The organism is Acinetobacter sp. YWS30-1 (assembly GCF_033558715.1).
Lineage (GTDB): Bacteria > Pseudomonadota > Gammaproteobacteria > Pseudomonadales > Moraxellaceae > Acinetobacter.
On the sequence record NZ_CP114606.1, the window covers coordinates 595,904 to 620,845 of the forward strand.

Consider the following 24,942-nt stretch of genomic DNA (forward strand, 5'->3'; position numbering starts at 1 on the left):
CATGGATCTTTTACTGCTGCTGAAAGCAGCAATTATGGGTATTGTTGAAGGTATTACTGAGTTTTTGCCTATTTCCAGTACTGGGCATCTGATTTTGGCTTCAGAATTAATGAATTTCTGGACTAAACAAAAAAGCGATGTTTTTGTCGTCGCAATTCAGATGGGGGCAATTGCCGCGGTTATTTATGAATATTGGGCACGGCTTTGGGGTGCAGCAACCGGGATCGTAAGTGGTGAACCGCAAGGACGCCGTTTAGGGATTGGCCTGATTCTGGCCTCTATTCCCATTGTGCTGATTGGTCTGACCCTAGGGCAAACTGTAAAAGAACTGCTATTCAATAATATTGCAATTGCCATTGGCTTGATCGTCGGTGGTCTGATCATTATCTGGATTGAAAAGAATCCACCTAAGGTACGTGCCCAGGAAGTTGAAGATCTAACCGTAAAAGATGCGATCTGGATTGGTCTGATTCAGGTCTTATCCCTGATACCGGGAACTTCACGTTCAGGTGCGACCATTATCGGGGCGATGTTCCTTGGCGTATCACGTAAGGCTGCAACTGAATTTTCATTCTTCTTGGGGATTCCGGTTATTATCGGTGCAGGCCTGCTCGATCTGTATCAAAGCTATGATGTTTACAGTACCACAGAAGACTGGACGGTTCTGGCAGTCGGTATCATCGTATCGTTCATCTCGGCGCTTTTATTAATCCGTGCCTTGGTAGCCTATGTGGCAAAACGTGATTTCATGGTTTTTGCCTGGTATCGCATAGCCTCAGGTTTACTGATTTTATTATTTGCCTTTACAGGTTGGAGATTATGGTAAGCACGATTCGCTTATATACCGAATCTGAGTATCAAGAGAAAGCACAGCACTTCGAGGCTGTGCTTTCTTCTCGTGGTGTAGAGGTTAGTATTGAGGTTATTGAAAAGCTGAATGCACGTTTCTTGCGTTTACATCCCGAACTGGCCCTGTGTGTTGATGCTGACGGCCTATGGCTCTGTGCCAATGGCATGAAAATGCAACCAGATTGGCAAGCAGAAGTAGGGCGTTTAAAACGTGCCTCTTTAAAATCGGAAATGATTGCTCGTGCTTGTAACCTCGGAGAAAAGCCGACTCTTATCGATGCGACAGCTGGTCTAGGTCATGACAGTCTGTTGATGGCACATTTGGGTGCTCAGGTGACCTTGGTCGAACGACATCCTATTTTATTTACCCTACTTGAAGACAGTCATAGTCGAGCCAAAAAGGATGCTTTCCTAAGTCCGGTGGTTAACCGGATTCACCTGGTTTTTTCCGATTCTGCAGACTATCTGAAATTACAGGCTGAGCAGAATGCGGTCGTCGATGTGGTTTATCTGGACCCGATGTTTCCACAACGTGACCAGAATCAGCAGGCACCGAAAAAGCAGGCACAGGTGAAAAAACAAATGCAGTTATTACATTTGCTTTTACCGGAAGATGGTGAAATGGATCTTGGAGATAATCTGCTGGAACTGGCACAAAAAATTGGCAAGCGGGTGGTGGTGAAACGTCCTCGTCTGGCCGTATTTTTAGCTGGAAAAGAGCCAAATCATCAATGGTCTGGTGATGCTTGCCGTTTTGATGCCTATTTTCAGCATGAACTGGTTACTTAATATGAGAATTGCTTCAAAATAGATCAAGGATTTGTTATATATTTAAAAATTGGCATTGATAAAACTTATATCAAGCATAAACTTATTGGGCACATTAGCGAGCCACTCATCTCCCTGAAATCATATGATCGACTTTAAACCCTCCATCAATTTTTGGCACGATTTTAAAAGCAACCAAATTGCCGGGATGTGGTTATTTCTGGGATCTCGGCGTTCGCTGCAACTGGTGCGTCCCTCTATTCTACAACTGGTGTTCTGGGGCATTTTGGGCGGCTGTGCTAATAGCCTGTTTAGCTGGCTCAGTTCCGGCCGCATGGGAGATTTTAACTCTCAAGGTTTGATCAGTTATGCACTTTGGCCCTTTATTGCCTTGATTGTCGGGATTTTCTTGTCCCAGCGAGTGAATAATCCTCGTCTGATGCTGGTGCCTGCATTACTCTGGCTAGTGCTGGATACGCATATCATGCTGTTCCAGAGCCTGATCCAGTATCTGGGTGATCTGGATTATCTACCCTATATTTTCTACGCCTATATTCCGACCCTATTTGTCATGCTGTTTGTCTGGCAAAGTCTGGCTGTGGTCTGGGTAATTTCACGTGAATTAAAATGGCCGTGGTGGGAACGGGCACTGATTATGCTGGCCACCCTGTTTACTTTGGTGGTGTGGCAGATTTCGGTGAAAGATCAGCCCATCTGGAAAGTTGAAGAAATTCCACCAAGTTTTGCTGAAGATGCTTTCTATACTCAGCCGATCTTGCTGAACAAGGCACTAGATGCAATTGAATATGGCGAATTTGCACAATCGCACTGGTACTTCATGGGCGTCGCTGGCGCGAGTTATCAGGATGTGTTCTATTCAGAAATAGAGCGGATTAAAAAGCAGTTTGATACCCGGTTTGGGACTTTCGGCCGTTCGATTATGCTAGTCAATCATCCGGCAACACGGACTGAAATTCCACTAGCTTCCAAAACCAGCATGGAATTGGCCTTGCGCCGTATTGGCCAGCAGATGAACCGGGAAAGTGATGTGCTGTTCCTGTACATGACCTCGCATGGCTTGCCAAATGAATTTGAAATGGAAAATGCACCGCTAGATCTGGCATCAGTTGATCCAAAATGGTTGCGTGATACTCTGGATGCCTCAGGTGTACGCTGGCGAGTGATTGTTATTTCTGCCTGTTTCTCAGGTAGTTTCGCTTCGGCTTTGCAGAATGATAATACTTTAATTATCACAGCCTCTGCTGCTGACCGTCAGTCTTTCGGTTGTTCAAACGAAGCTGATTATACCTATTTCGGCCGTGCTTTCTTTGATGAGGCCATGCGTGAAAATAACAGCCTGAAAGCCTCTTTTGAGCAGGCCAAGACTACAGTGGCTAAATGGGAAGCAGCTCAGGGATTTGAACCGTCAGAACCACAATGGGTGATTGGCAAAAACATGGAATTGATGTTGCCACAACTGGAACAGCGTCTTTTCCCTCCAGCGACGACCACTTCAGCATCTCCGTCTGTCGCTTTGACTCCATAAACCAATCTACAACTTTAGAAAATAGAAAAAGGAATGATGATGGAACTGGTACAGAATAATCGAAGCTTTGAGGGTGAACAGCGGATTTATAGCTTTGAGTCTAAAATATTAAAAAAACCAACCAGATTTGGAATCTTCCTGCCGCCACAAGCTCTGGAAGGCCAAAGTTGTCCTGCTTTGTTTTATTTAGCTGGCCTGACCTGTACTGAAGAAACTTTTGCAATCAAGGCACATGCCCAGCGTCTGGCGGCCCAGCTTGGTCTTATTCTGATTACACCAGACACTTCTCCGCGTGGAGATGATGTTGCCAAAGGGGATCACTGGGATATTGGGCAAGGTGCCGGATTCTATATTAATGCCACTCAAGCACCGTGGGCTGAACATTATCAGATGGAAAGCTTTATCGTCGATGAGTTGTATGAACTGGTGTGTGAAGAGTTCGTAGTTCAGGCAGATAAGATCGGGATTTTCGGTCATTCCATGGGTGGACATGGCGCTTTAACTTTGGCTTTTAAATATCCGGAAAAATTCTGTTCAGTTTCGGCATTTGCACCGATTTGTGCACCAAGCCAATGTCCATGGGGTGAAAAAGCATTCTCAAATTATCTGGGCGAAAACCGCAAAGAATGGTTGAAGCATGATGCAACTGCGCTGGTTCAGGAAAAAGGTGCACTGTTTAGCGATATCCTGATTGATCAGGGCTTTTCTGACCAGTTCTATAGCCAGCTGAATCCGGCGTTATTTCAGCAAGCTTGTGATGCCGTGAACCAGAAATTAACCTTACGTGAACATCAAGGTTATGATCATGGTTACTATTTTATTCAAAGCTTTGTAGATGACCATCTACAATTCCATGCTGTGCAATTAAATCCATAAGCCAAGCAGTAAAAGCGAAGCAAACTTAAAAGTACAATGAAGCTCCAAAAATAGGTCATGTTTTTGGAGTTTTTTATATGAATATCAAATAAATATAATAAAAATGGCATATAAGTTGCTATTCAAAAATCAGGTAGAACCAGTTGCAGTTAAGAACACGATGCACAATAAGCCTGAACCAGAGATTGACCAGCCATCACCTTCACTAGAAAAACATAACTTCCGATTTCATGGCAGTGCCACGGAATATTTTAGAATCTGGATGGTGAATCTGATGTTAACCATCATTACGCTTACTTTGTGTAGCCCTTGGGCAAAGGCACGCCGTATCCGCTATTTCTACGGTAATACCCAATTGTTAAAACATCGCTTTGACTTCATTGCCATGCCAAGCCGAATTCTGCTAGGTCGTCTATTGGCATTGGAGTTGTATGTGGTGACAGTGATCTTGACCAATTACTCCATCTTGGCCACCAGTTCATTATTTCTGATTGCTGCGATCTGCCTACCCTGGTTAATTCGGATGACTCTGAAATTTAAGGCTCGGAATAGCAAATATGGTAATGTCCGGTTTCATTTTAGTGGAAGTAATCGAGAAGCCTATAGAGTCTTATGGCTCGCGATATTGGTCAACATTTTTACCCTGTTTCTTTTCAGCCCAGTGGTGATCTGGCTATACAAACGTTACTGCTTTAATCATTTATCGATCGGACAACTTCAGTTCAGGCTGGGGATTCAGTGATCTAAATTTATGTCGGCAGTCTATATCCCCTTATGTCTGTGTCTGCTGATTGGCATTGCATGGAGCGCAGTAATCGTTTACTGGGTCGATTTGATCGGTACAAACCTGTTTACCTTAGGTGTTGTATTGAACTATCTGTTTTGTCTGGCCTTGGTCTGGCCGATGATCTCTGCACGTTTATATATATACACCTGGAATCATGTAGAGCTTGGTCAAAGCTATTTTAAAACCCGGGTAACGACATGGCGCTATAGCTGAATTGTACTGAGTAACTGGATTGTGCGTGCGCTCAGTTTGGGACTCATGACCCCTTGGGGGAGCATACGTCTATATGAATATCAACTGGCTAACCTGGAACTCTATCTGGCAGAGAACGAAACTAATCTAAAAAATATCTTGCAGCGTGATCCAAGTGCTATAGCCGATGAAGTACTGGATATCTTTGATTTCGATGCATCGTTATAGGGGCAAGTAGGATGAAGCGACCTGTTGAAGTCAGATTTTATGATGGGATTTTGGCTGAAGCTCAGTGTGCATGGATTGTCCCTGATCAGCAACGCGGGATTGCCTTGAAACTCAGTGAAGAAACACCCAAGCAAGTGAGTGAAGCTGACTTTTATTTTACTTATCCTGATATGGCGTATATTGGCGGGGTCGGAGGCGTAAACCGATTATCGAACTGCCTGAAGATTAAATCCAAAGAAATCTATCATGCCATATGGAAATTTGAAGGTTCTCCACTCCTGATTTTCTTCTCGATGATTATCGTGATATGTGCGGTAATTTTTATTCTTAAATGGGGGATTCCTTATACCGCCCAGCAGCTCGCTCAATTATTTCCCGAACAGACCTTGATCGAGGTAGGAAATCAAACTGAGCAGAAATTAATTGAGCAAACTGAGCCATCTAAGCTCTCCGCAAAGCATCAATCACGTCTAAAAAAATTGTACGAACAAAAAATTGCAGTAGGGAAACCTGCTAAGATTATTTTCCGTCAAGGCGGAGAAACTATGGGACTTAATGCAGCTGCGATTCCAAACAATACCATTATTGTTACCGATGAACTGGTCAAGCTCAGTGGCGCAGATGAAGAAATTCTTGCAGTACTGGCGCATGAACAAGGTCATCTGGTACAAAAACATAGCATGCAAAAAGTGATTTCCAACCTGGGTGCAGCAGGACTATTTGCCTTGGTAACAGGAGGCTTAAGTGATGTCGTGGCGGCATCTATAGCGGTACTCGCCGATGCGGGATATTCACAGGCACTTGAACTTGCTGCGGATGATTATGCCATGCAACATTTACATCAACAGCAGATATCCAGTATTCATTTGTCGAACTTTTTGCAGCGGGTTGAAAACGCTAGAATCTTGGCAGAGCAGAGTAAAACGATAAAAATGAAAAACTTTACCCTGAATATTGATGGAAAAGAACGGCAAATTACCGAGTCTGAACTGAAATGGTTGCGTTTGATTGGAAAACTCAAAAAATATCTGGAATCGCATCCCGAGCTGGACAAAAGAATTGAACGGATTCATGCATTCGAAGAAAAAATGAGCCAACCTGTTTAGCCCTGATATTGAGTATAAAAATTCATATCTCTATATCCTGAGGATCGAGGCGTGTTTAGCCTCGATTTTTTATTGATGGATATGCGAGTTTTCCTGTCTTAATCAATCATTTTCATCCAGGCCAAGTGATATTAAGCATAAATACTGTCCAGCGTTACATAGCATTGTATTCACATAACATCCAAGTCACAGTAGCAGGACTGGATTTGGTATAATGAGAAAAATCCAATTTCAGTTAGCCAGGTCCTTTCATGTCCAAGCCTTATTTAATTGCACCTTCTATTTTGTCTGCCGACTTTGCCCGTTTAGGTGAAGAAGTTGAAAATGTACTTCAGGCTGGTGCAGACGTTGTGCATTTCGATGTTATGGATAATCACTATGTACCCAATTTAACCTTTGGCGCAGGTGTATGTAAGGCATTGAAAAAATATGGTATTCAGGCACCTATTGATGTACATCTTATGGTGAAACCTGTAGATCGCATGATTGGTGACTTTCTGGAAGCAGGCGCAGATATTATTACGTTTCATCCGGAAGCATCTGATCATATTGACCGTTCTTTACAGTTGATCAAATCGGGTGGTGCTAAAGCCGGTCTGGTATTTAATCCAGCGACACCATTGCATTATCTGGATTATGTACTGGATAAGGTTGATCAGGTATTGCTAATGAGTGTGAACCCTGGCTTTGGCGGACAGAAATTCATTCCAATGACTTTGGATAAATTACGTCAGGCGCGCAAGATTATTGATGCTTCAGGTCGTGATATCCGCTTAGAAGTAGATGGCGGTGTGGGACCAGCAAATATTCGTGAAATTGCAGAAGCTGGTGCAGATATGTTTGTGGCCGGTTCAGCGATTTTTGGCAAGCCAGATTATAAAGCTGTGATTGATGAAATGCGTAGTGAGCTGGCTAAAGTCGGTCAAATTCAACTTTAATCTCTAAAATGTTTAAGGTGTATAAATCTGTGGATAACTTTATGGATAAGTGTGTAGATATCTATGTTGATAACCATATGGATATGTTGCATATTTTGTAATCGTTTGTAGCCTGATTGATTGCATCTTAGACAAAATTTGTATAAAAAGAACTCAATTTGGGTTCTTTTTAGATATGTCAGCCCTTGATTTTAGTGATCGTTTATTCATCAAAGGTTAATAATCAAGCCAAACAAAAAGTGATCAATAGGTCTTAGTTTTGTGTTTCATTGTGTAAGATCTCCATGCTATTTTTAAATTTAATTCATGTGCATAACTTAATAATATGGACTTATTCCTTGTTTGTTTTTCTTACTCAAGTCTCTGTAATGCCATAACACGATGTCCCATGTTGGCGTTCCTTAAGATAGGCTGAAATCTTGAAGTTGTCCTGAGCATTTGAGTAAGACATGGTTAAGTTAATTCTCATTCAGTCAAATTTTGTAAACGGCAGTTTGGTTTTGTCATCTGTTTTATAAGATGTTTATTTTTTTAGGGGGAACGACCTCCCTTGTTGATTAAATTTATAAAATTCAACAAGAAAAATCGTCAGGACGGCCTGACTCTGTTAATTAGGAGGAAGGCAATATGGCCTGGATTATACTTGTATTCGCTGGACTATTTGAGATTGTCTGGGCCTATTCCATGAAGCTCTCAGAGGGTTTTAGCAAACTCACACCGAGTATTTTTACGATTGTTTTTATGGTGCTCAGTTTTGTATTGCTGGCCTATGCCATGCGTACTTTGCCTCTAGGAACTGCCTATACCATCTGGACGGGCATTGGCGCAGTCGGCTCATTTCTGGTCGGTGTTATAGTTTTAGGTGAACCTGCTTCTGCTATGCGTATGCTCGCTGCGGTGCTGATTATCTCCGGACTTGTTTTGATGAAATTATCCTCCTCCTAAGAGCTGTTGAGCAGTTCTGATTTCGAGTAAAATAAAAACTGGCAAGCTTGATTCTGTAGGAGTAGGGCCATGCAGCTCAGTTATATTTATATGGACTCGCCTGTAGGGCAGTTGCAGCTGGTTGCAAATGAAACGGCGCTGGTAGCTGTACTCTGGGATTGTGAAAAACCGAATCGGGTTAGATTGGCAACTCTGGTTGAAGATCCACAGCATCCTGTATTGATAGAAGCTCGGCGTCAGCTTCAAGAATATTTTGCCGGTCAGCGCAATGTTTTTGAACTGCCTTTAGATTTTGCCGGTACTGATTTTCAAAAAAAAGTCTGGCAGGCTTTGCTGAATATTCCTTATGGACAGACCCGAAGCTATCGGGAAATCGCTGAACAGGTCGGTAATGTTAAAGCAGTACGCGCCGTGGGTGCTGCCAATGGTAAAAACCCGATCTCGATTATTGCACCTTGTCATCGGGTGATTGGCAGTAGCGGTAAGCTGGTAGGCTTTGCGGGTGGTCTGGATAAAAAAGAAATTCTGTTAAATATTGAGCGAACCCATTAAGATCAAAATCATAAAATTAATGAAAATTAAAATATGGATCAGTTCGTAACACTAATCTTAGGCCAACTCTGGTCCAGTTTATGATGGGTTCTTCTACTTTTTATTGGTTTAATCATTTTTAAGTTAGGCGGATTCAAGCGGCAAGTGCAACAGTATAAAAACCAGCCATAACTTCACTCGGTGTATACCAACCTAGTGTTTTTCTAGGACGATGGTTGAGTGCAAATTCTATCTGCTCTATTTGTTCGTTTGACACGCCATCAAACGATGATGATTTTGGCAGATATTGACGGATTAAACCATTCGTATTTTCATTTCTAGCTCGCTGAATAGACTTGTAAGGATCAGCAAAATACGTCTCTATGCCAGCATCAGTAATTCTTTTGTGTTCGGAAAATTCTTTGCCATTATCAAATGTCACACTATAAGCATGGCTCATTTGTAAACGATCTAATGCACAAGTAATCGTTTGAGAGGATGCTCTTGTTGGCCCTAAATGAACAATATGTACATACAGGCTCTTTCGATCAACGAGAGTCAATAAAGCACCTTTATGATGTTTACCAATCACCGTGTCACCTTCGAAATCTCCTAAACGTTGTCGTTGATCAATGACCTGGTCTCGGCAGTGAATACTTGTTTTATCAATGATTTGACCCCTACGATCCGTGTTTTTGTAACCGCGTTTTCGATATTTCTTCTGATGCCTTAAATGTAGATGAAGTTTACCGCCTTTTGATTTATCTTGATAAATGTACTGGTAAATCCACTCATGTGAAGGTACATCCAGCCAACCGCGTTGTGTTAAAGCACCTGAAATTTGTTCGGGTGACCAGTCCAAACCAATCAAATAATCAATATAAGCGAAGGCAAATGCTGTCATTGATGATGAAGGACGGTACCGTCTTTGACTTGCAAATTTAGCTGCCTGTTGAGCTCTATATCCACGTTGCCCAGTATTTCTTTTTAATTCACGGTAGATGGTTGATCGTGAACGTCCTAATTCCCGAGCAAGGGTAGCGATTGAACTTTTACTTTTCAAAGTAGCATAAATTTCGTATCTTTCATCTTGAGAAAGTTGGGTGTATTTCTTCATTGTGTGCTTTCCAATTGCGAGTTGAAAAAGTCTAATGATTCTATGAATACACCTAACTTTTTCAACTAACTACAAATGTGTTGCACTTGGGATTTGAATCTGCGTTATTTAAACCATTTTTAAAAGGGAAGCTGGGAGAGTTCGCTGTTGCCACGCATGTCAAACTTTATCTGAAAGACCCTGAGTATCGGTTATTAAACGATTTGACTCTTCCAGATGGAGAAGGGAGCACAACACAAATTGATCATTTCTTATTAAGTCCTTATGGCCTGTTTGTGATTGAAACCAAAAACTATAAAGGCTGGATCTTTGGTAGCGAGCGACAAAAAACCTGGACGCAAAAACTTTATAAAAATAGCTATAAATTTCAAAATCCGATTCATCAGAATTATAAGCACATCAAAGTTCTGGAGCAGGTGCTGGTTGATATTATTGAGCCAGACCAGCTGCATTCTGTGATTGTATTTATGCCAGATGCGGTATTCAAAACCCCAATGCCGAATTATGTATTTCGGGGTGCAGGTTGGACAGATTATGTAAAAAGCTTTAATCAGCGAGTTATTTCTGATACCAAGATTAAACATATCCAGATTCGATTGGAGAAGGAAGTACTAGAAAAATCCTGGAAAATTAATCGTGAACATGTCGCAAATTTAAACAGGCGGCAATCCGAATAAAAAAGCCTTTGAATCATTCAAAGGCTTTTTTCTTAATTTTTCGAGGCTTTTAGCTTTTCAGTAATTTCAACCAGCTGTTTAATCCGTTTGACCTCATCCCAGAGTGCTTTAGCTTCAGGATAATGCTTGGACATCATCCCCAGCCATTGTTTGTAACGGCCGACCATATTCATTTCCTTTTTATAGGAACCATTCAGGAAACGGATTTGCAGTTCAAGCAGTTCATTCCAGGTGATGAGCGGCTCATCAGAATTCTGGCGAATACATTGGGTCAGATCAGGTGTAGTGACCGCACCACGGCCAATCATCAGATCTTCACAGCCCGATTCTAGCTGACATTGCTTGGCGTCGGCATTGGTCCAGATTTCACCATTGGCAATCACATTGATTTTTAAGGCTTCACGGATCGGTTGCAGCTGATCCCAGAAGGCTGGCGGAGTATAGCCATCGGCCTTGGTCCGCGCGTGGACGGTGACCCAGGCCGCTCCAGCATCTTCAATGGCATGTGCATTTTCCATCATGAAGTTGCGATCCATATAACCCAGACGCATTTTCGCCGAAACCGGGATATGTGTGGGCACTGCATCACGAACAGCTTTGACCAGTTCATAAACGACTTCAGGTTCATCTAGCAGTACTGAACCACCACGATGACGGTTTACGGTTTTGGCTGGACAGCCGAAATTCATGTCAATTGCAGGGGCGCCCATGGCAGCGACTTTCACTGCATTGGCTGCCAGCATTTCCGGATTATTTCCGAGAAACTGTACATGCACCGGCGTGCCGGCAGCAGTTTTGCCGTCATTTAACAATTCAGGGCAGTAGGTGTGATAGATATGATCCGGCAGCACCGAATCCGTGACACGAATAAACTCGGTTACACACCAGTCGAAGCTCCCGACGGATGTCAGTACATCGCGCATAATCGGGTCAGTTAAGCCTTCCATGGGTGCAAGAACAAGTTTCAACGGTCAACACCTGTTAATTCGAAAAACGGTGTTATACGGCTTTTTGGTGGGAATGTCCAGGCAGTTTAATTTTCATATGAATTGCAGAAAAAGATTGAGTGTGAATGAGTATCTATTGATCTTTTGTGATCTAAATAAAAAACCTTAAATCGGCTGATTTAAGGTTTGGATTTAAAGCTTGAAAATCTAATATTGTCTTAATCGATTAGTTTTTCGACTTTCATACTTTCACGATAATACTGACAGCCTTTATACAGCAGGAACACACCAACCAGGCCGGCTATCGCATTGACGATAGAAATTGAATTTCCCACCATTAAGGTATTCTCATAATATCGGTCTGTAATCAGCGCCACAGCAGTTGTACCCACACCGAGTGCAATCAGGTTAGAAATCAACAGGAATTTGGCTGATACCTGAGAGCGCAACTGGTTCGGTGTCAGCATCTGGGTAGCAGCTGCTGATGCTGGAATCGGGAAGGTGGAGAAGAACATCGCGACAAAGATCAGTGCGAATGAAAGCTGCATATTGTCGACCTGAGTAAATAGCACACTTGGAATGATCAGGGCAGCACAGCCAATTGCACCGGCACGGATTGCTGCATCGCTATAGCCACGTTTAGAAAAGAAGTCGATCAGCCAGCCACAGAATAGGGCGCCTGAAGTATTTGCGACAAGAATAATACTTCCAAGGATATATCCGGTCTGGCTTGCATCCAGGCCAAAGTGACGCATGTAGTAGGCCGGTGCCCAGCCGAGCAGGGAATACAGCATCATAGTGTAGAAAGAGAAGCCAATAAAATGACAGAAGAAAGTCCTTCTATGGGTTTTGATAAAACCCATCGAATTCTTAAAAGATGCTTTCACTGCGACACCATTCGCATCCATTTTCAGGCCTTTACGTTCTGGTTCACGTACGGTCAGAATCATTAGTAATGCCAGCAATACACCCGGTAAACCGACAATCATAAAGGTCAGCTGCCAGGTTTTGATTTCACCAATCATCGGTAAAGTGACAAAGCTCACATCTTTGAGCAGACCAATCACATAACCACCGATCAGGAAAGCCAGTCCTGAACCGATAAAAGCACCAATGGCATATACGCCTAGCGCACGGCCCAGTTTATGTTTCGGGAATAGATCCGCCACAATGGAATAAAAGGCAGGAGATAGGGCTGCTTCACCGGCACCGACACTGAGGCGAGCCAGGAACATCTGGATAAAGTTTTTACTGAGGCCACAGGCTGCAGTGGCCAGACTCCAGAAAGCGATCCCAACCGAAATAATTTTCACACGTGATTTCTTGTCGGCCAGTGCGGCGATCGGTACGCCCATAAAGGCATAAAACAGCGAAAAGGCCAGCCCCTGCAATAGGCTGAACTGGGTATCACTGAGCATCAAGTCGGCCTTAATCGGCTCAATCATCAGGGATAAAATCTGACGGTCTACGAAAGACAGAATGTAGGCCACCATACAGATGATTACCACATACCATTGATAGCTGCTACGTTCCGGAGTTGCTGGTGGAATTTCTGTAGCCACCTGTTCAGGGATAGGCGTAGTAATTTTTAGATGAGAATCGAGTGGTTGGACGTCATTGTCAACCTTGTCTATGACCAATGTTTTTTCATTCATCATGCAACATCCTGTGCAAGTTATAGTGATTGGTTTATTTGATACAAATTTAATTATTTTTATTTTTAATGTGTATCAATTAATCTAATCTAGGAGTAATTTGCACAGCCGTCAATATGTCTGGATTAAAAAGATACAATTATTTTTAAATCAATAAAAAAGGGAATCAAATAGATTCCCTTCTTACTTTAAGTGTCTGAAAATATTTGTTAAGCAGCTTTTTCTACGAGAGTTAGGATGTCATAGGTCGCGACCAGTTCATTGCGCTGGTTTTTCACCTTGATGTCCCAGACCACGACACCATGCGGTCTCTGCTCATCACGCAGCGGTTTTGGGGTTTTCTGCTTGCAGGTCAGTTCTACCTGAATGGTATCACCAATTTTCACCGGTTCTACGAAGCGCAGGTTGTCCATGCCATAGTTGGCAATAACTGGACCTGGAGCAGCATCAACAAACAAGCCGGCAGCGGCAGAGACAATGAAGTAACCATGTGCGACGCGTTCACCGAACAAGGATTCCGCAGCCGCAATCTTATCCATATGTGCATAGAAGTAATCTCCACTTAAACCACCAAAGTTGACAATATCAGCTTCAGTAATGGTACGGCGTGCAGTCAGCAGGCGTTCACCGATCCGCAGTTCATCAAAGGATTTCTTGAATGGATGCACGCGGTCTTCAAATACCTCCGCACCCGCGGTCCAGCTATGACCAACCTGAGTCAGCACATTTGGTGAGCCTTGAATAGCAGTACGCTGCATATAGTGTTTCACTGCACGCAGACCACCGAGTTCCTCACCACCGCCAGCACGCCCCGGACCACCATGCACTAACAATGGCAGTGGTGAACCATGACCGGTACTTTCCTTAGCGCTTTCACGATCCAGAATATGCACACGACCATGCCAAGGCGCGATCTTGCTGAGTAGCTGTTCAATATTTTCATCATGGTTACGCACGATTGAAGCGACCAGACTGCCTTCACCACGAGCTACTAATGTTGCCAGTTGTGGTAGGTCACTATAGGGCATCAATGTAACCACTGGGCCAAAGGCTTCGATATTATGAATCTGTTGGGCCTGTACCGGATCTTTACATAACAATACTGTTGGTGGATAGAAAGCAGATTTTTCCGGATGTGCGACCTGGATGGCAAAGTCCTGGCGCAGGTGGCTACCTATGATGATTTCAGCTTCCTGTGCCAGCTGTTCTACCTTGGCAGCAACATCATGCTTCTGTTTAACGCTGGCCAGAGCACCCATGGTTACGCCGTCCTGTGCAGGATCACCGATGACTACTTTCTGTAATTTTTCAGTCAGGCGTTGCTGTACGGTATCGAGCAATGCTGCTGGCACAAAGGCACGACGAATTGCAGTACATTTTTGGCCGGCCTTGGTTGTCATTTCACGGAAGACTTCACGCACAAACAGGTCAATGGTTTCATCGTTGGCTTGCTGGGTCAGAATGGCGCTGTTCACCGAGTCGGCTTCCATGCTGAATGGAATAGAGTGGGCATTCAGGTGTGGATGAGCACGCAGTTTCTGGCCGGTAGCAGCCGAACCTGTGAAAGTAACGGTATCCTGTGCATTCAGGTGATCAAACAGGTCATAAGTCTGTCCGCAGATCAGCTGCAGAGCACCTTCTGGTAGTAAATTGCTGGCTAAAATGTCTTTAACGACTGTATGTGTCAGTTCTGCACCTTCTGTTGCTGGCTTGACAATACAAGGTACGCCGGCTAGTAGAGTAGGTGCAATTTTTTCTAGCATGCCCCAGATCGGGAAGTTAAAGGCATTAATATGCACTGCTACACCAGCTTTTGGGCTCAGGATATGTTTGGCACCAAAGCTACCCTGTTTGGATAGTGGAATCCAGGCATCTTCCACCAGTGCCGTTTCATCGCTGAGTTCACGGCGAACCAGACTTGAATAGGCAAACAGGGTGCCAATCCCACCTTCAATATCAATCCAGGCATCTTTGCGGGTACAGCCAGTTGCGGCTGCCAAGCGGTAATAATCTTCCTTACGTTCCAGTAAATATTGTGCCACCTGTTTCAGGGCGTTGGCACGCTGGTGGAAGGTCCAGTGGGCAATGGCAGCACCTTTCTGTTTGGCATATTGCATTACGTTATGCATGTCGATGCCGTGGCTACTGACTTGGTAAATCGCTTCACCGCTAATGGCGTGATAAACCGTACGCAAGTCATTTTGTGCGCTATGTTCACCACCTAAAACCAGTGAACTCAATACTTTAACTTTAGCTGAGTAATTCGCCTGTGTGTCGTCCTGAAGATCCGTGCTCTGGGTTGTGCTGTCCAGTTCCAACATTGTATAACTCCATTTATGATACGTTGTTGAGTTTATTTTTACTTTTGATGTTTCATAAATTGCAATCAAAAAGCTTAAATGTCAATCATAATCCGCAAACAAAAAAGTAACTTTGATGTAATTAAAAATTTAAAAACAATAAAAACAATAGCTTAATAGAAAATGCTTTTAAAAAATATATGATACTTAAAAAATAGTATTGATTTTATATTTGTATCGTTTTAATTTGATTGTATCAGCACTTGGGATAAGTGAGACAAACATGAATAAGCAACAACAAACATTCGATCAGAAGATAGAGCAGGACATTTCGATTGAAGCGAAGGACTGGATGCCGGATGCCTATAGAAAGACCCTGATCCGCCAGATTGGCCAGCATGGACATTCAGAAGTGATTGGCATGCTGCCAGAAGGTAACTGGATTACCCGCGCACCGACTTTGAAACGTAAAGCGGTATTGCTGGCTAAAGTACAAGATGAAGCAGGGCATGGCCTATACCTCTACAGTGCAGCAGAAACGCTTGGTGCAGACCGTGATGACATGATGGAAAAGCTGATTGCTGGCCGCATGAAATATTCATCCATTTTTAACTATCCAACCCTGACCTGGGCAGATGTTGCTGCGATTGGCTGGCTGGTAGATGGGGCGGCAATCGTCAATCAGGTGGCGTTGTGTCGTACTTCTTATGGTCCTTATGCACGTGCCATGGTACGTATCTGTAAAGAAGAAAGTTTCCACCAGCGTCAAGGCTTTGAGGCCATGATGCAACTGGCACAAGGTACGCCAGAACAGAAACAGATGGCACAGGATGCAGTGAACCGTTTCTGGTGGCCGGCACTGATGATGTTTGGTCCAAGTGACGACAATTCTCCAAACAGTGCACAAAGCATGCAGTGGAAAATCAAATTATTCAGTAATGATGCATTGCGTCAGAAATTTGTCGACAACACTGTGCCGCAAGTATTGCAGCTTGGCCTGACTGTGCCGGACCCAGACCTGAAATTCAATGAAGAAACTGGCCACTATGAATTTGGTCAGGTGAACTGGGATGAGTTCTTCGATGTGCTGGCAGGTAAAGGTCCATGTAACCATGAACGTATCGAAGCGCGTCGCAAGGCTTGGGAAGACGGCAAATGGGTGCGTGAATCAGCAGCAGTTTATGCCAGCAAGCAACAGCAGCAGTCAGATCAACGAAAAATCGCTTAAGGCAACGGAATAGCACAAGGATATGCAAATGAACAAGAATAACTGGTCTTTATACGAAGTATTTATTCGCAGCAAACAGGGTCTGAGCCACCGTCATGTCGGCAGCCTGCGCGCCCCTGATGATGAAATTGCCCTGCAAAATGCCCGTGACGTCTATACCCGTCGCAATGAAGGTGTAAGTATCTGGGTCGTGAAATCTGAACTGATTACCTCATCTCAACCAGATGAAAAATCGGAGTTTTTTGATCCTTCATTGAACAAGGTCTACCGTCATCCGACCTTCTATCACATTCCAGATGGCATCGAACACATGTAAGGTGGAGGGCAGAGTAATGACGAATCAGGTATTGGCACAATTTTTACTGCATGTTGGCGACAGCCAGCTCATCCTTTCACACCGTCTGGCGGAATGGTGCGGTCACGCACCGGAGCTGGAGCTGGATATTGCACTGGCAAATATCGGCCTAGACTTACTGGGTCAGGCACGTACAGCACTGAGTCTCGCCGGTGAAATTGAAGGGCAAGGTCGTGATGAAGATAAACTGGCTTATTTTCGTACCGAGCGTGAATACCGCAATTTGCTGTTGAGTGAACAGCCAAATGGTGACTTTGGTCAAACCATCGTACGTCAGTGGTTGATGGATCATTACCATGCTTTGCTGTTTGCAGCACTCAGCAATAGCAAGAATGAAGACATTTCTTCATTCGCCATCAAGTCGCTGAAAGAGGTGAAATACCATTTGCGTTTTTCAACCTCATGGATGGAACGTCTGAGCTTAGGTACTGCAGAAGCACATGAAAAGATCCAGAATGGTCTGAACCAGCTATGGCGCTTTACTGAAGAGCTGTTCAGCCTGACTGCAGATGAACGTCAGCTGGTTGATGCTCACCTGATTCCGGATCTGGAACTGCTGAAACCGAAATGGTTGGAAACTATATCTGCTGAGTTGCAACGTTTTGAACTGAGCTTGCCAGAAAGTGGTGCTTACCGTAGTGGCGCCAAGCAGGGACTACATACCGAACATCTGGGTTATGTACTGGCGGAACTGCAATATATGCAGCGCAGCTATCCAGGCATGAACTGGTAAATCCAGCACATCACAGGGAGTGAGTGGCATGAATTTGATTAGACATGTAGAAGATCAATGCTGGGAGGTCCTGGCACAGGTTTCCGATCCGGAAATTCCAGTCCTGTCAGTCCTTGACCTGGGCATGATTCGTGGAGTGGAGATCAACCCACAGGATGAAATCGTGGTTCGATTGACCCCCACTTATAGTGGCTGTCCGGCAACCGATCTGCTCAAGGCGGAAATCACCCAGGCATTTGCAGCACATGAGCTGACGCCGGTCAAAGTCGTGGTCGATCTGTCAGAAGCATGGACCACTGACTGGATGAGTGAGGAAGGTAAACATAAATTGCAGCAATACGGTATTGCTCCACCTAAAGGTGAATCGAATAGCTGCGGCACTCATGTTGCACTCAGTGATGGTATCCAGTGTCCACATTGCCATAGCCATCACACCCGATTACTCAGTGAATTCAGTTCAACCGCTTGCAAGGCGCTGTACAAATGTCAGGAATGCCTGGAGCCGTTTGACTATTTTAAATGTATTTAAGGGCTTAAGCGCACAAGCCATAACAATAAAGCGTGAGATCGCCACAGCTTAGAAGGATTTTGAAATGAGCCAGTTTATTCCGTTAACCATTAAATCGATTCAGCCTCAGACTGAACAGGCAATTTGCATTGCTTTTGAACTGAGTCCAGAACATGCCGATAGTTTTCAATATCAGCCGGGCCAACACCTGACCATCCGTCATATGACAGGACAGGAAGAATTGCGCCGTTGCTATTCGATCTGTAGCGATAGTGATGAAGACATGAGTATTGCGATCAAGAAAATTGATCAGGGCCAGTTCTCGACCTGGGCCAATGAAAATCTGAAAGTCGGCGATGTACTGGAAGTGATGCCACCACAAGGTGTGTTTTTCCAGAAAGCGGCCAAGACTGGTGGTAAACATTATCTGGGTTTTGCTGCAGGTAGTGGCATTACACCAATTTTGTCTATTGTCAAAGCAGTGTTGAGCCGTAAGCAAGATGCCACTTTTACACTGGTTTATGGTAACCGTTCCTGGAAACAGACCATGTTCTCTGAACAGATCATGGATCTGAAAGACCGTTTTAAAGAGCGTTTGCAACTGATCAATATTTTCTCGCGTGAGCTAAATGACAGCGAGATTTTCAATGGTCGTATTGATGAAGAAAAATTGCAGCAGTTGTTCCAGGCAGGCCTGATTCCAGCAGAAACCGATCACTGCTTTGCCTGTGGCCCTGAAGAAATGATGAATGCAGTAGAAACCGTTTTGCCAACCCTTGGGATCGAACGCAGCAAAATTCACACCGAACGCTTTAATACCGGTACTGCACCAAAAGCCTCTACACAGCAGAGCGAAAGCCGTACCGAGGAAAAGGTCAACATCATTCTGGATGGTCGTGAGCTGATCATCGAAGTGTCCAAACAGGATGACAGCATTCTGGATGCGGCTTTACGTGCTGGTGCAGATCTGCCATATGCCTGCAAGGGCGGGGTATGCGCAACCTGTAAATGTAAGGTGCTGCAAGGTGAAGTGGAAATGGCAATCAACTATAGCCTGGAAGAAGAAGAAATCCAGAAAGGTTATGTGCTGAGCTGTCAGGCGCGTCCAACCACTCGAAATGTTCGTCTCAGTTTCGACGAGTAAAGATTTTAAATTAAGCACCATGCAGATAAATGCATGAACGAAATAGAAACTTAAAAGGTGTGTAATGGATTACCAAACAATTATTGTTGAAGAAAAAAATGCAGTGGGCTACCTGACTTTTAATCGTCCTAAACAGCTCAACAGTTTTAATGAAACCATGCATCAGGAAGTATCTTCTGTCGTAAAACGCTGGGCGCAAGATTCAGCAATTCGCGCAGTGGTGATTTCTGCAGAAGGTCGTGGTTTCTGCGCTGGTCAGGACCTGAACGACCGTGTAGTAGATCCAAATGCTGATGCTCCAGATTTAGGTTTATCCATTGAAAAATACTACAACCCGCTGATTAAACTGATTACTGAAATGCCAAAACCGGTGATCTGTGCCGTAAATGGTGTAGCAGCGGGTGCAGGTGCCAATATTGCTCTGGCTTGTGACATCGTGGTAGCAGCGAAATCTGCTTCATTTATTCAGGCCTTCTGCCGTCTCGGTCTGGTGCCAGATTCAGGGGGTACCTGGTTCCTACCACGCCTGGTTGGCCGTGCCCAAGCGATGGGTCTGGCGATGCTGGGTGACAAAATCTCGGCTGAACATGCGCTACAACTCGGCATGATCTGGCAGGTAGTTGAAGATGATCAGTTAAAAGCAGAAGCTGAAAAAATGGCTGAACATCTGGCGACTCAGCCGACTTATGGTCTATCCCTGATCAAGAAAGCGATACATGCCGCTGCAGACAATAATCTGGATGAGCAACTGATTCTGGAGCGGGATCTGCAACGTCTGGCAGGCCGTTCTAATGATTATCGTGAGGGCGTTCAGGCCTTTATGCAAAAACGCACACCACAATATAAGGGCTGCTAAATCTGCCGGAGATGGATTTGACTCGGCTCAAAGTTGTGCGATTTTTTCCTTTCAGTTGTCGCTTAGCCACTTGGTCGAGTTGAATTATTCCTGACAGGTATGAATATGATACCTATTTGATCTGATGGTTAGCTAGGTCCTATGTTATATGTTGTATTACTCTGATAGTAAATGAAATCTGAAAACATGGGTTTACGTAATATTTTTCTAATCAAGCTATTGATATGTAATTTGTTTTTTATTTTATTTATTCAGATAAATGATTCGGGTGAGTAAATAGAATTTAATATGACACAAATTTACAAATCTTAAAAAATATGTATCGTATTTTTGGTGAAGAGTGATACAACCTGGTATATATTGAACTAAGCAGACAGCGCTAGGACAGGCGCAACAAGTATCGCCAACACAGTTACGTGTGGCGGGCTAAGGAATAAAAATGATGGAACATGTTTATATTTTTGACGGTATTCGTACCCCAATTGGTCGTTACGCAGGTGGTTTGAGCAGTATTCGCGCCGATGACCTTGCTGCTTTACCGATCCAGTATTTAAAACAGCAGCATCCTAACCTGCCATGGGCAGAAGTTGATGAAGTGATTTTAGGCTGTGCCAATCAGGCCGGTGAAGATAATCGTAATGTCGCGCGTATGGCAGCACTTTTAGCGGGCCTGCCGGAAAGCGTACCTGCTATTACTGTAAATCGTCTCTGTGCTTCCGGTCTGGATGCGGTCGGCCTGGCAGCACGTGCAATTAAATCGGGTGAAGCGCAATTTGTAGTGGCCGGTGGGGTAGAATCCATGAGCCGTGCGCCATTTGTACAATCCAAGCCAACCACAGCATTTAGCCGTACTCCGGAAATTTATGACACCACCATTGGCTGGCGTTTTATCAATCCAAAATTCAAGGCAGGTTTCGGCGTAGATAGCATGCCGGAAACGGCAGAAAACGTAGCTGAAAAATATCAGATTAATCGTGAAGATCAGGATCTGTTTGCTTATCACAGTCAGCAAAAAACTGCACAGGCACAGCAGAATGGCATTTTTCAGGCAGAAATCCTGCCAGTAGAAATCAAAGGTGCTAAAGGTTCTACTCAGGTGATTACTGAAGATGAGCATCCACGTGCCGATACTACTTTAGAAAAGTTATCTTCTTTAAAAGCACCATTTCGAAAGGAAGGTGGTTCGGTAACTGCGGGTAATGCGTCTGGTGTCAATGACGGTGCAGCCTGTGTGCTACTGGGTAATAAATATTTCGCAGAACAATATGGACTGAAACCGCTAGTACGGGTGGTAGGAATTGCCAGTGCAGGTGTAGAGCCACGCTATATGGGGATTGGACCAGTACCAGCGATACAGAAAGTATTAAAACAGACAAACTTAAGTCTGGAACAGATGGATGTGATCGAACTGAATGAAGCCTTTGCCGCACAGGCACTTGCAGTGCTACGTGAGCTAGGCCTTCAGGATGATGATCCACGAGTCAATCCAAACGGGGGTGCTATTGCCCTTGGCCATCCACTCGGAATGAGCGGTACACGACTCGTGATTACTGCCATGAAAGAATTACAGCGCAAGCAAGGAAAATATGCCCTTTGTACCATGTGTGTCGGTGTTGGACAGGGTGTCGCACTGATTCTGGAAAATGTGGCTTAAGGACTGAATCAAAAGAGAAATCATCAGCAGTCAGGATGACTGCAGCAGGAGCAAGAATATGAATAACAATGCAATGGAACAGATTGAAACCGCTTCAGTAGATGAATTACGTAGCCTGCAATTGGAACGTATGAAAAAAATGCTGCAGCATGCCTATCAGAACAGTACGGTTTACAAGAAAAAGTTTGATGAAGCCGGTGTGCATCCGGATGATCTGAAATCACTGGAAGACCTGGCAAAATTCCCCTTTACCACCAAGCAGGATCTGCGCGAAAACTATCCATTTGGCATGTTTGCTGTGCCTCAGGAGCAGATTGTCCGTGTACATGCTTCTTCAGGAACCACAGGTCAGCCTACTGTAGTCGGTTATACCCAGAATGACATTAATACTTGGTCAGATGTGGTGGCACGCTCGTTACGTGCAGCCGGACTCAGCAGTAAAGATACGATTCAGGTATCTTATGGTTACGGCTTGTTTACTGGTGGCCTAGGTGCACATTATGGCGTAGAACGTCTGGGTGCCACCGTAATTCCAATGTCAGGTGGCCAGACCGACAAGCAGGCACAGCTGATTCATGATTTCAAGCCAACAGCTTTAATGGTCACGCCATCTTATTGTCTGAACATTATTGAGTGTCTGGAGAAAAAATTCGGGACTGCCAAGGACTGTTCCATCAAGACCGGGATCTTTGGTGCGGAACCTTGGACCAATGAAATGCGCCGTGAAATCGAAGAACGTCTGGGTATTGATGCACTGGATATTTATGGCCTGTCTGAAGTGATGGGGCCAGGTGTGGCGATGGAATGTCTGGAATCCAAAGATGGACCTACCATCTGGGAAGACCACTTCTATCCTGAAATTATCCATCCGGAAACTGGTGAAGTATTATCTGATGGTGAATTAGGTGAACTGGTATTTACCACTATTACCAAAGAAGGTATGCCAGTGATTCGTTACCGTACCCGTGATCTGACACGCTTATTGCCAGGTACAGCACGTACCATGCGTCGTATGGACAAGATTGTCGGTCGCAGTGATGACATGATGATTATTCGTGGTGTGAATGTGTTCCCATCACAAATTGAAGAGCAAATCCTGCATATTCCGCAGCTTATTCCAAATTATCAGATTCAGATTTGTAAACAGGGTCACCTGGATACATTGCATATTCGTACCGAAATGCGTAAAGATAATGCTATAAATATGACACACCAATTGGCAAATCAGCTGAAAGTACAAATCAAGACCATGGTCGGGATTAGTGTCAGTGTGGAAGTTTTACCGGAAGGTAGCTTGCCACGCTCTGAAGGTAAGGCTCAGCGGGTGTTTGATATCCGAAAGTCCGCTTAAATACGTCTGGATGACAGGCTCAGGTCTGTCATCCGGCTTTAACAAGGTAAATTGAACGTAATGAATCCGAAATTAAAACAAGTAATTGATGATTTCATTCAGAATGAGACCCTTAGTGGAACCTCATTGGTAATGACGATTTTTGGTGACAGTATTTATCACCGCGGGGGAGTCATTAGTCTTGCCAGCCTGATTCAACTGATGGATGTATTCGGCTTCAATGAGCGTTCTGTGCGTACCGCTGTATTCCGTCTGGTACAAAATGGCTGGCTGAGTTCAGAAAAGATTGGCCGCACCAGTTATTACCGTATTACCGAAAGCAGCCGTCAGCGTTTTATTACCGCAGACCAGAAAATTTATAGCTTCCAGCATAATGAATGGGATCAGAAATGGGATCTGGTTCTGCTCAGTTCAGTTGAACTGGAAAATAAACAGACACTGAAAAAAGAACTGGAATGGTTAGGCTTTGCCAATATCGCGACCAATGTCATGGCCTATCCGGGGTGTGATCAGCAGAAACTGCAAAACCTCTTACTGAATAACAAGATGACTGATCAGGTGGTAGTATTCCGTGCAGAAACCCTGCAGCTTTGGCAGGAATCTTATCCAACCATTAAACGCATGGTTGAGACTAACTGGCCAATCCCGGAACTGCATCAGCGTTATGAAAAATTTATTAGCGATTTCCGTGAATTTTTCTATCTGGTGGAAAATGAAGAGGAACTGGATCCGGTACAAGCCTTTCAGATCCGTATCCTGCTGATCCACCAGTATCGCCGTATTTTATTGAAAGACCCGAATCTGCCATTTGAACTATTGCCAACAGACTGGTTGTCACTGATTGCACGTAACTTAAGTACCAATCTATATCAGGCGGTATTTGCAGCAGGAGATGAGTTTTTTCTGGAGACTGCCCGGACAGCGGAAGGTCTTATGCCACCTGCGCATCCACAATTTTATAAACGTTTTGGTGGTTTAAAGCAGCCGGAATTGACCTTTTAATATTTAAAAAAATCATGAATGTAATAGCTCAAGGAGGAGTCTATGCCATGTTATGCGATTGATGGGGTGATTCCTGTCGTCAGCCCTGAAGCTTATATCCATCCTACGGCTGTGCTGATCGGTGATGTGATCATTGAAGCCGGAGTTTATATTGGTCCGTTCGCTTCGCTGCGTGCCGATTTTGGCCGGATTCATATCCAGAAAAATGCCAATGTCCAAGACTCCTGTACCATCCATGGATTTCCGGACAGTGTGACCTTGGTTGAAGAATATGGCCATGTCGGTCATGGTGCCATTCTGCATGGCTGCGTGGTACGAAAAAATGCCCTGATCGGTATGAATAGTGTGATTCTGGATGAGGCCGAAATCGGGGAGAATGTCATTGTTGGGGCCAACAGTACAGTCAAGGCTAAATTCAAAGTACCAGCAAATAATCTGGTACTTGGCAGTCCGGCGAAAGTAGTTCGTCCTTTAGAAGAAAAAGAAATTGTCTGGAAAAGCCATGGCACCGAGCAATATATCCAGCTCACTGCACGTTGTTTGAATACCTTGCAGGAAGTAGAAGCTTTAACTGAAGATTCCGCAGAGCGACGTGATTATCAGAACTTTAAAGCGGATTATCAGATCAAGCAAAATAGTTAAACTCGCT

General features: G+C 44.2%; 23 protein-coding genes and 1 pseudogene. 20 read left to right on the forward strand and 4 right to left on the reverse strand.

Features of this window, described 5'->3' with window-relative positions; translation table 11 throughout:
• The first annotated feature begins 1 nt into the window (after window position 1).
• From O4M77_RS02775 to O4M77_RS02825, 9 genes and pseudogenes are all read left to right on the forward strand, one after another.
• Window positions 2–826 carry an undecaprenyl-diphosphate phosphatase gene (locus O4M77_RS02775; protein ID WP_034705726.1) on the forward strand — a complete coding sequence of 275 codons (825 nt, stop codon included), beginning with the start codon at window positions 2–4 and terminating at the stop codon, window positions 824–826.
• On the forward strand, window positions 820–1,638 hold the full coding sequence (locus O4M77_RS02780; protein ID WP_323713782.1) for a class I SAM-dependent methyltransferase: 819 nt from the start codon (window positions 820–822) through the stop codon (window positions 1,636–1,638). Before O4M77_RS02775 ends, O4M77_RS02780 begins: the two co-directional genes overlap by 7 nt.
• 124 nt (window positions 1,639–1,762) lie before the next feature.
• Window positions 1,763–3,163 carry a C13 family peptidase gene (locus tag O4M77_RS02785; protein WP_159124258.1) on the forward strand — a complete coding sequence of 467 codons (1,401 nt, stop codon included), beginning with the start codon at window positions 1,763–1,765 and terminating at the stop codon, window positions 3,161–3,163.
• Between the two features lie 39 nt (window positions 3,164–3,202).
• Window positions 3,203–4,039 carry an S-formylglutathione hydrolase gene (gene fghA / locus O4M77_RS02790; RefSeq protein ID WP_179993140.1) on the forward strand — a complete coding sequence of 279 codons (837 nt, stop codon included), beginning with the start codon at window positions 3,203–3,205 and terminating at the stop codon, window positions 4,037–4,039.
• A gap of 160 nt (window positions 4,040–4,199) precedes the next feature.
• Window positions 4,200–5,246: pseudogene (locus O4M77_RS15905) on the forward strand (YjgN family protein).
• Window positions 5,247–5,257: 11 nt separating this feature from the next.
• The gene (locus O4M77_RS02810; protein ID WP_323713785.1) at window positions 5,258–6,352 is read left to right on the forward strand and encodes a M48 family metallopeptidase; all 1,095 of its coding nucleotides are present in this window, start codon (window positions 5,258–5,260) and stop codon (window positions 6,350–6,352) included.
• A 251-nt stretch (window positions 6,353–6,603) separates the two neighbouring features.
• A complete protein-coding gene (gene rpe, locus O4M77_RS02815) occupies window positions 6,604–7,290 on the forward strand; it encodes a ribulose-phosphate 3-epimerase (RefSeq protein WP_034170624.1) in 687 nt (228 codons plus the stop codon).
• A gap of 627 nt (window positions 7,291–7,917) precedes the next feature.
• Window positions 7,918–8,235, forward strand: a complete 318-nt coding sequence (gene sugE / locus O4M77_RS02820; protein WP_159124254.1) for a quaternary ammonium compound efflux SMR transporter SugE — start codon at window positions 7,918–7,920, stop codon at window positions 8,233–8,235.
• A gap of 69 nt (window positions 8,236–8,304) precedes the next feature.
• Window positions 8,305–8,787, forward strand: coding sequence for a methylated-DNA--[protein]-cysteine S-methyltransferase (locus O4M77_RS02825; protein WP_034170626.1), 483 nt, complete (start codon window positions 8,305–8,307; stop codon window positions 8,785–8,787).
• A 133-nt stretch (window positions 8,788–8,920) separates the two neighbouring features.
• Here the strand turns inward: O4M77_RS02825 and O4M77_RS02830 are convergent, their stop codons facing one another.
• Window positions 8,921–9,883 (reverse strand): IS30-like element IS18 family transposase, encoded by a 963-nt coding sequence (locus O4M77_RS02830; protein WP_125279924.1) that lies wholly within the window; start codon window positions 9,881–9,883, stop codon window positions 8,921–8,923.
• Window positions 9,884–9,969: 86 nt separating this feature from the next.
• Between O4M77_RS02830 and O4M77_RS02835 the strand changes: the two genes are divergently transcribed.
• A complete protein-coding gene (locus O4M77_RS02835; protein WP_323713786.1) occupies window positions 9,970–10,560 on the forward strand; it encodes a nuclease-related domain-containing protein in 591 nt (196 codons plus the stop codon).
• A 32-nt stretch (window positions 10,561–10,592) separates the two neighbouring features.
• Here the strand turns inward: O4M77_RS02835 and O4M77_RS02840 are convergent, their stop codons facing one another.
• The 3 genes from O4M77_RS02840 to paaZ form a co-directional block, all read right to left on the reverse strand.
• On the reverse strand, window positions 10,593–11,528 hold the full coding sequence (locus O4M77_RS02840; protein WP_323713787.1) for a tRNA dihydrouridine synthase: 936 nt from the start codon (window positions 11,526–11,528) through the stop codon (window positions 10,593–10,595).
• A gap of 197 nt (window positions 11,529–11,725) precedes the next feature.
• Complete coding sequence (locus tag O4M77_RS02845; RefSeq protein WP_323713788.1) at window positions 11,726–13,165, reverse strand: MFS transporter; 1,440 nt, start codon at window positions 13,163–13,165, stop codon at window positions 11,726–11,728.
• A gap of 206 nt (window positions 13,166–13,371) precedes the next feature.
• Window positions 13,372–15,483 carry a phenylacetic acid degradation bifunctional protein PaaZ gene (paaZ, locus tag O4M77_RS02850; protein ID WP_323713789.1) on the reverse strand — a complete coding sequence of 704 codons (2,112 nt, stop codon included), beginning with the start codon at window positions 15,481–15,483 and terminating at the stop codon, window positions 13,372–13,374.
• A gap of 262 nt (window positions 15,484–15,745) precedes the next feature.
• Between paaZ and paaA the strand changes: the two genes are divergently transcribed.
• The 10 genes from paaA to O4M77_RS02900 all read left to right on the forward strand — a co-directional run bounded on the left by paaA (window position 15,746) and on the right by O4M77_RS02900 (window position 24,935).
• Window positions 15,746–16,690, forward strand: a complete 945-nt coding sequence (gene paaA, locus O4M77_RS02855; RefSeq protein WP_034170631.1) for a 1,2-phenylacetyl-CoA epoxidase subunit PaaA — start codon at window positions 15,746–15,748, stop codon at window positions 16,688–16,690.
• 28 nt (window positions 16,691–16,718) lie between these two features.
• Entirely contained in the window at window positions 16,719–17,006 is a 288-nt protein-coding gene (paaB, locus tag O4M77_RS02860) for a 1,2-phenylacetyl-CoA epoxidase subunit PaaB (protein ID WP_004783374.1), read from the forward strand.
• 16 nt (window positions 17,007–17,022) lie between these two features.
• Entirely contained in the window at window positions 17,023–17,778 is a 756-nt protein-coding gene (gene paaC, locus O4M77_RS02865) for a 1,2-phenylacetyl-CoA epoxidase subunit PaaC (protein ID WP_262738328.1), read from the forward strand.
• A gap of 28 nt (window positions 17,779–17,806) precedes the next feature.
• Complete coding sequence (paaD, locus tag O4M77_RS02870) at window positions 17,807–18,307, forward strand: 1,2-phenylacetyl-CoA epoxidase subunit PaaD (RefSeq protein WP_180003062.1); 501 nt, start codon at window positions 17,807–17,809, stop codon at window positions 18,305–18,307.
• 64 nt (window positions 18,308–18,371) lie between these two features.
• Complete coding sequence (paaE, locus tag O4M77_RS02875) at window positions 18,372–19,430, forward strand: 1,2-phenylacetyl-CoA epoxidase subunit PaaE (protein ID WP_323713790.1); 1,059 nt, start codon at window positions 18,372–18,374, stop codon at window positions 19,428–19,430.
• A gap of 64 nt (window positions 19,431–19,494) precedes the next feature.
• Window positions 19,495–20,286, forward strand: a complete 792-nt coding sequence (gene paaG / locus O4M77_RS02880; protein WP_312157332.1) for a 2-(1,2-epoxy-1,2-dihydrophenyl)acetyl-CoA isomerase PaaG — start codon at window positions 19,495–19,497, stop codon at window positions 20,284–20,286.
• A 442-nt stretch (window positions 20,287–20,728) separates the two neighbouring features.
• Entirely contained in the window at window positions 20,729–21,940 is a 1,212-nt protein-coding gene (gene pcaF, locus O4M77_RS02885; RefSeq protein WP_323714081.1) for a 3-oxoadipyl-CoA thiolase, read from the forward strand.
• A 58-nt stretch (window positions 21,941–21,998) separates the two neighbouring features.
• Entirely contained in the window at window positions 21,999–23,291 is a 1,293-nt protein-coding gene (gene paaK / locus O4M77_RS02890) for a phenylacetate--CoA ligase PaaK (RefSeq protein ID WP_323713791.1), read from the forward strand.
• Window positions 23,292–23,351: 60 nt separating this feature from the next.
• On the forward strand, window positions 23,352–24,293 hold the full coding sequence (gene paaX, locus O4M77_RS02895; protein WP_159123525.1) for a phenylacetic acid degradation operon negative regulatory protein PaaX: 942 nt from the start codon (window positions 23,352–23,354) through the stop codon (window positions 24,291–24,293).
• Window positions 24,294–24,335: 42 nt separating this feature from the next.
• Window positions 24,336–24,935, forward strand: coding sequence for a gamma carbonic anhydrase family protein (locus O4M77_RS02900; protein WP_323713792.1), 600 nt, complete (start codon window positions 24,336–24,338; stop codon window positions 24,933–24,935).
• The last annotated feature ends 7 nt before the right edge of the window (window positions 24,936–24,942 follow it).

Bases quoted from the DNA above. Each gene is read 5' to 3' on its own strand.
- O4M77_RS02830 (WP_125279924.1), bottom strand. From the start codon at position 9,883: ATGAAGAAATACACCCAACTTTCTCAAGATGAAAGATACGAAATTTAT.
- paaD (WP_180003062.1), top strand. From the start codon at position 17,807: ATGAATTTGATTAGACATGTAGAAGATCAATGCTGGGAGGTCCTGGCA.
- paaA (WP_034170631.1), top strand. From the start codon at position 15,746: ATGAATAAGCAACAACAAACATTCGATCAGAAGATAGAGCAGGACATT.
- sugE (WP_159124254.1), top strand. From the start codon at position 7,918: ATGGCCTGGATTATACTTGTATTCGCTGGACTATTTGAGATTGTCTGG.
- O4M77_RS02825 (WP_034170626.1), top strand. From the start codon at position 8,305: ATGCAGCTCAGTTATATTTATATGGACTCGCCTGTAGGGCAGTTGCAG.
- paaK (WP_323713791.1), top strand. From the start codon at position 21,999: ATGAATAACAATGCAATGGAACAGATTGAAACCGCTTCAGTAGATGAA.
- O4M77_RS02785 (WP_159124258.1), top strand. From the start codon at position 1,763: ATGATCGACTTTAAACCCTCCATCAATTTTTGGCACGATTTTAAAAGC.
- O4M77_RS02810 (WP_323713785.1), top strand. From the start codon at position 5,258: ATGAAGCGACCTGTTGAAGTCAGATTTTATGATGGGATTTTGGCTGAA.
- paaZ (WP_323713789.1), bottom strand. From the start codon at position 15,483: ATGTTGGAACTGGACAGCACAACCCAGAGCACGGATCTTCAGGACGAC.
- paaG (WP_312157332.1), top strand. From the start codon at position 19,495: ATGGATTACCAAACAATTATTGTTGAAGAAAAAAATGCAGTGGGCTAC.
- rpe (WP_034170624.1), top strand. From the start codon at position 6,604: ATGTCCAAGCCTTATTTAATTGCACCTTCTATTTTGTCTGCCGACTTT.
- pcaF (WP_323714081.1), top strand. From the start codon at position 20,729: ATGGAACATGTTTATATTTTTGACGGTATTCGTACCCCAATTGGTCGT.
- O4M77_RS02780 (WP_323713782.1), top strand. From the start codon at position 820: ATGGTAAGCACGATTCGCTTATATACCGAATCTGAGTATCAAGAGAAA.
- paaE (WP_323713790.1), top strand. From the start codon at position 18,372: ATGAGCCAGTTTATTCCGTTAACCATTAAATCGATTCAGCCTCAGACT.
- O4M77_RS02845 (WP_323713788.1), bottom strand. From the start codon at position 13,165: ATGATGAATGAAAAAACATTGGTCATAGACAAGGTTGACAATGACGTC.
- fghA (WP_179993140.1), top strand. From the start codon at position 3,203: ATGGAACTGGTACAGAATAATCGAAGCTTTGAGGGTGAACAGCGGATT.
- O4M77_RS02900 (WP_323713792.1), top strand. From the start codon at position 24,336: ATGCCATGTTATGCGATTGATGGGGTGATTCCTGTCGTCAGCCCTGAA.
- paaB (WP_004783374.1), top strand. From the start codon at position 16,719: ATGAACAAGAATAACTGGTCTTTATACGAAGTATTTATTCGCAGCAAA.
- paaX (WP_159123525.1), top strand. From the start codon at position 23,352: ATGAATCCGAAATTAAAACAAGTAATTGATGATTTCATTCAGAATGAG.
- paaC (WP_262738328.1), top strand. From the start codon at position 17,023: ATGACGAATCAGGTATTGGCACAATTTTTACTGCATGTTGGCGACAGC.
- O4M77_RS02775 (WP_034705726.1), top strand. From the start codon at position 2: ATGGATCTTTTACTGCTGCTGAAAGCAGCAATTATGGGTATTGTTGAA.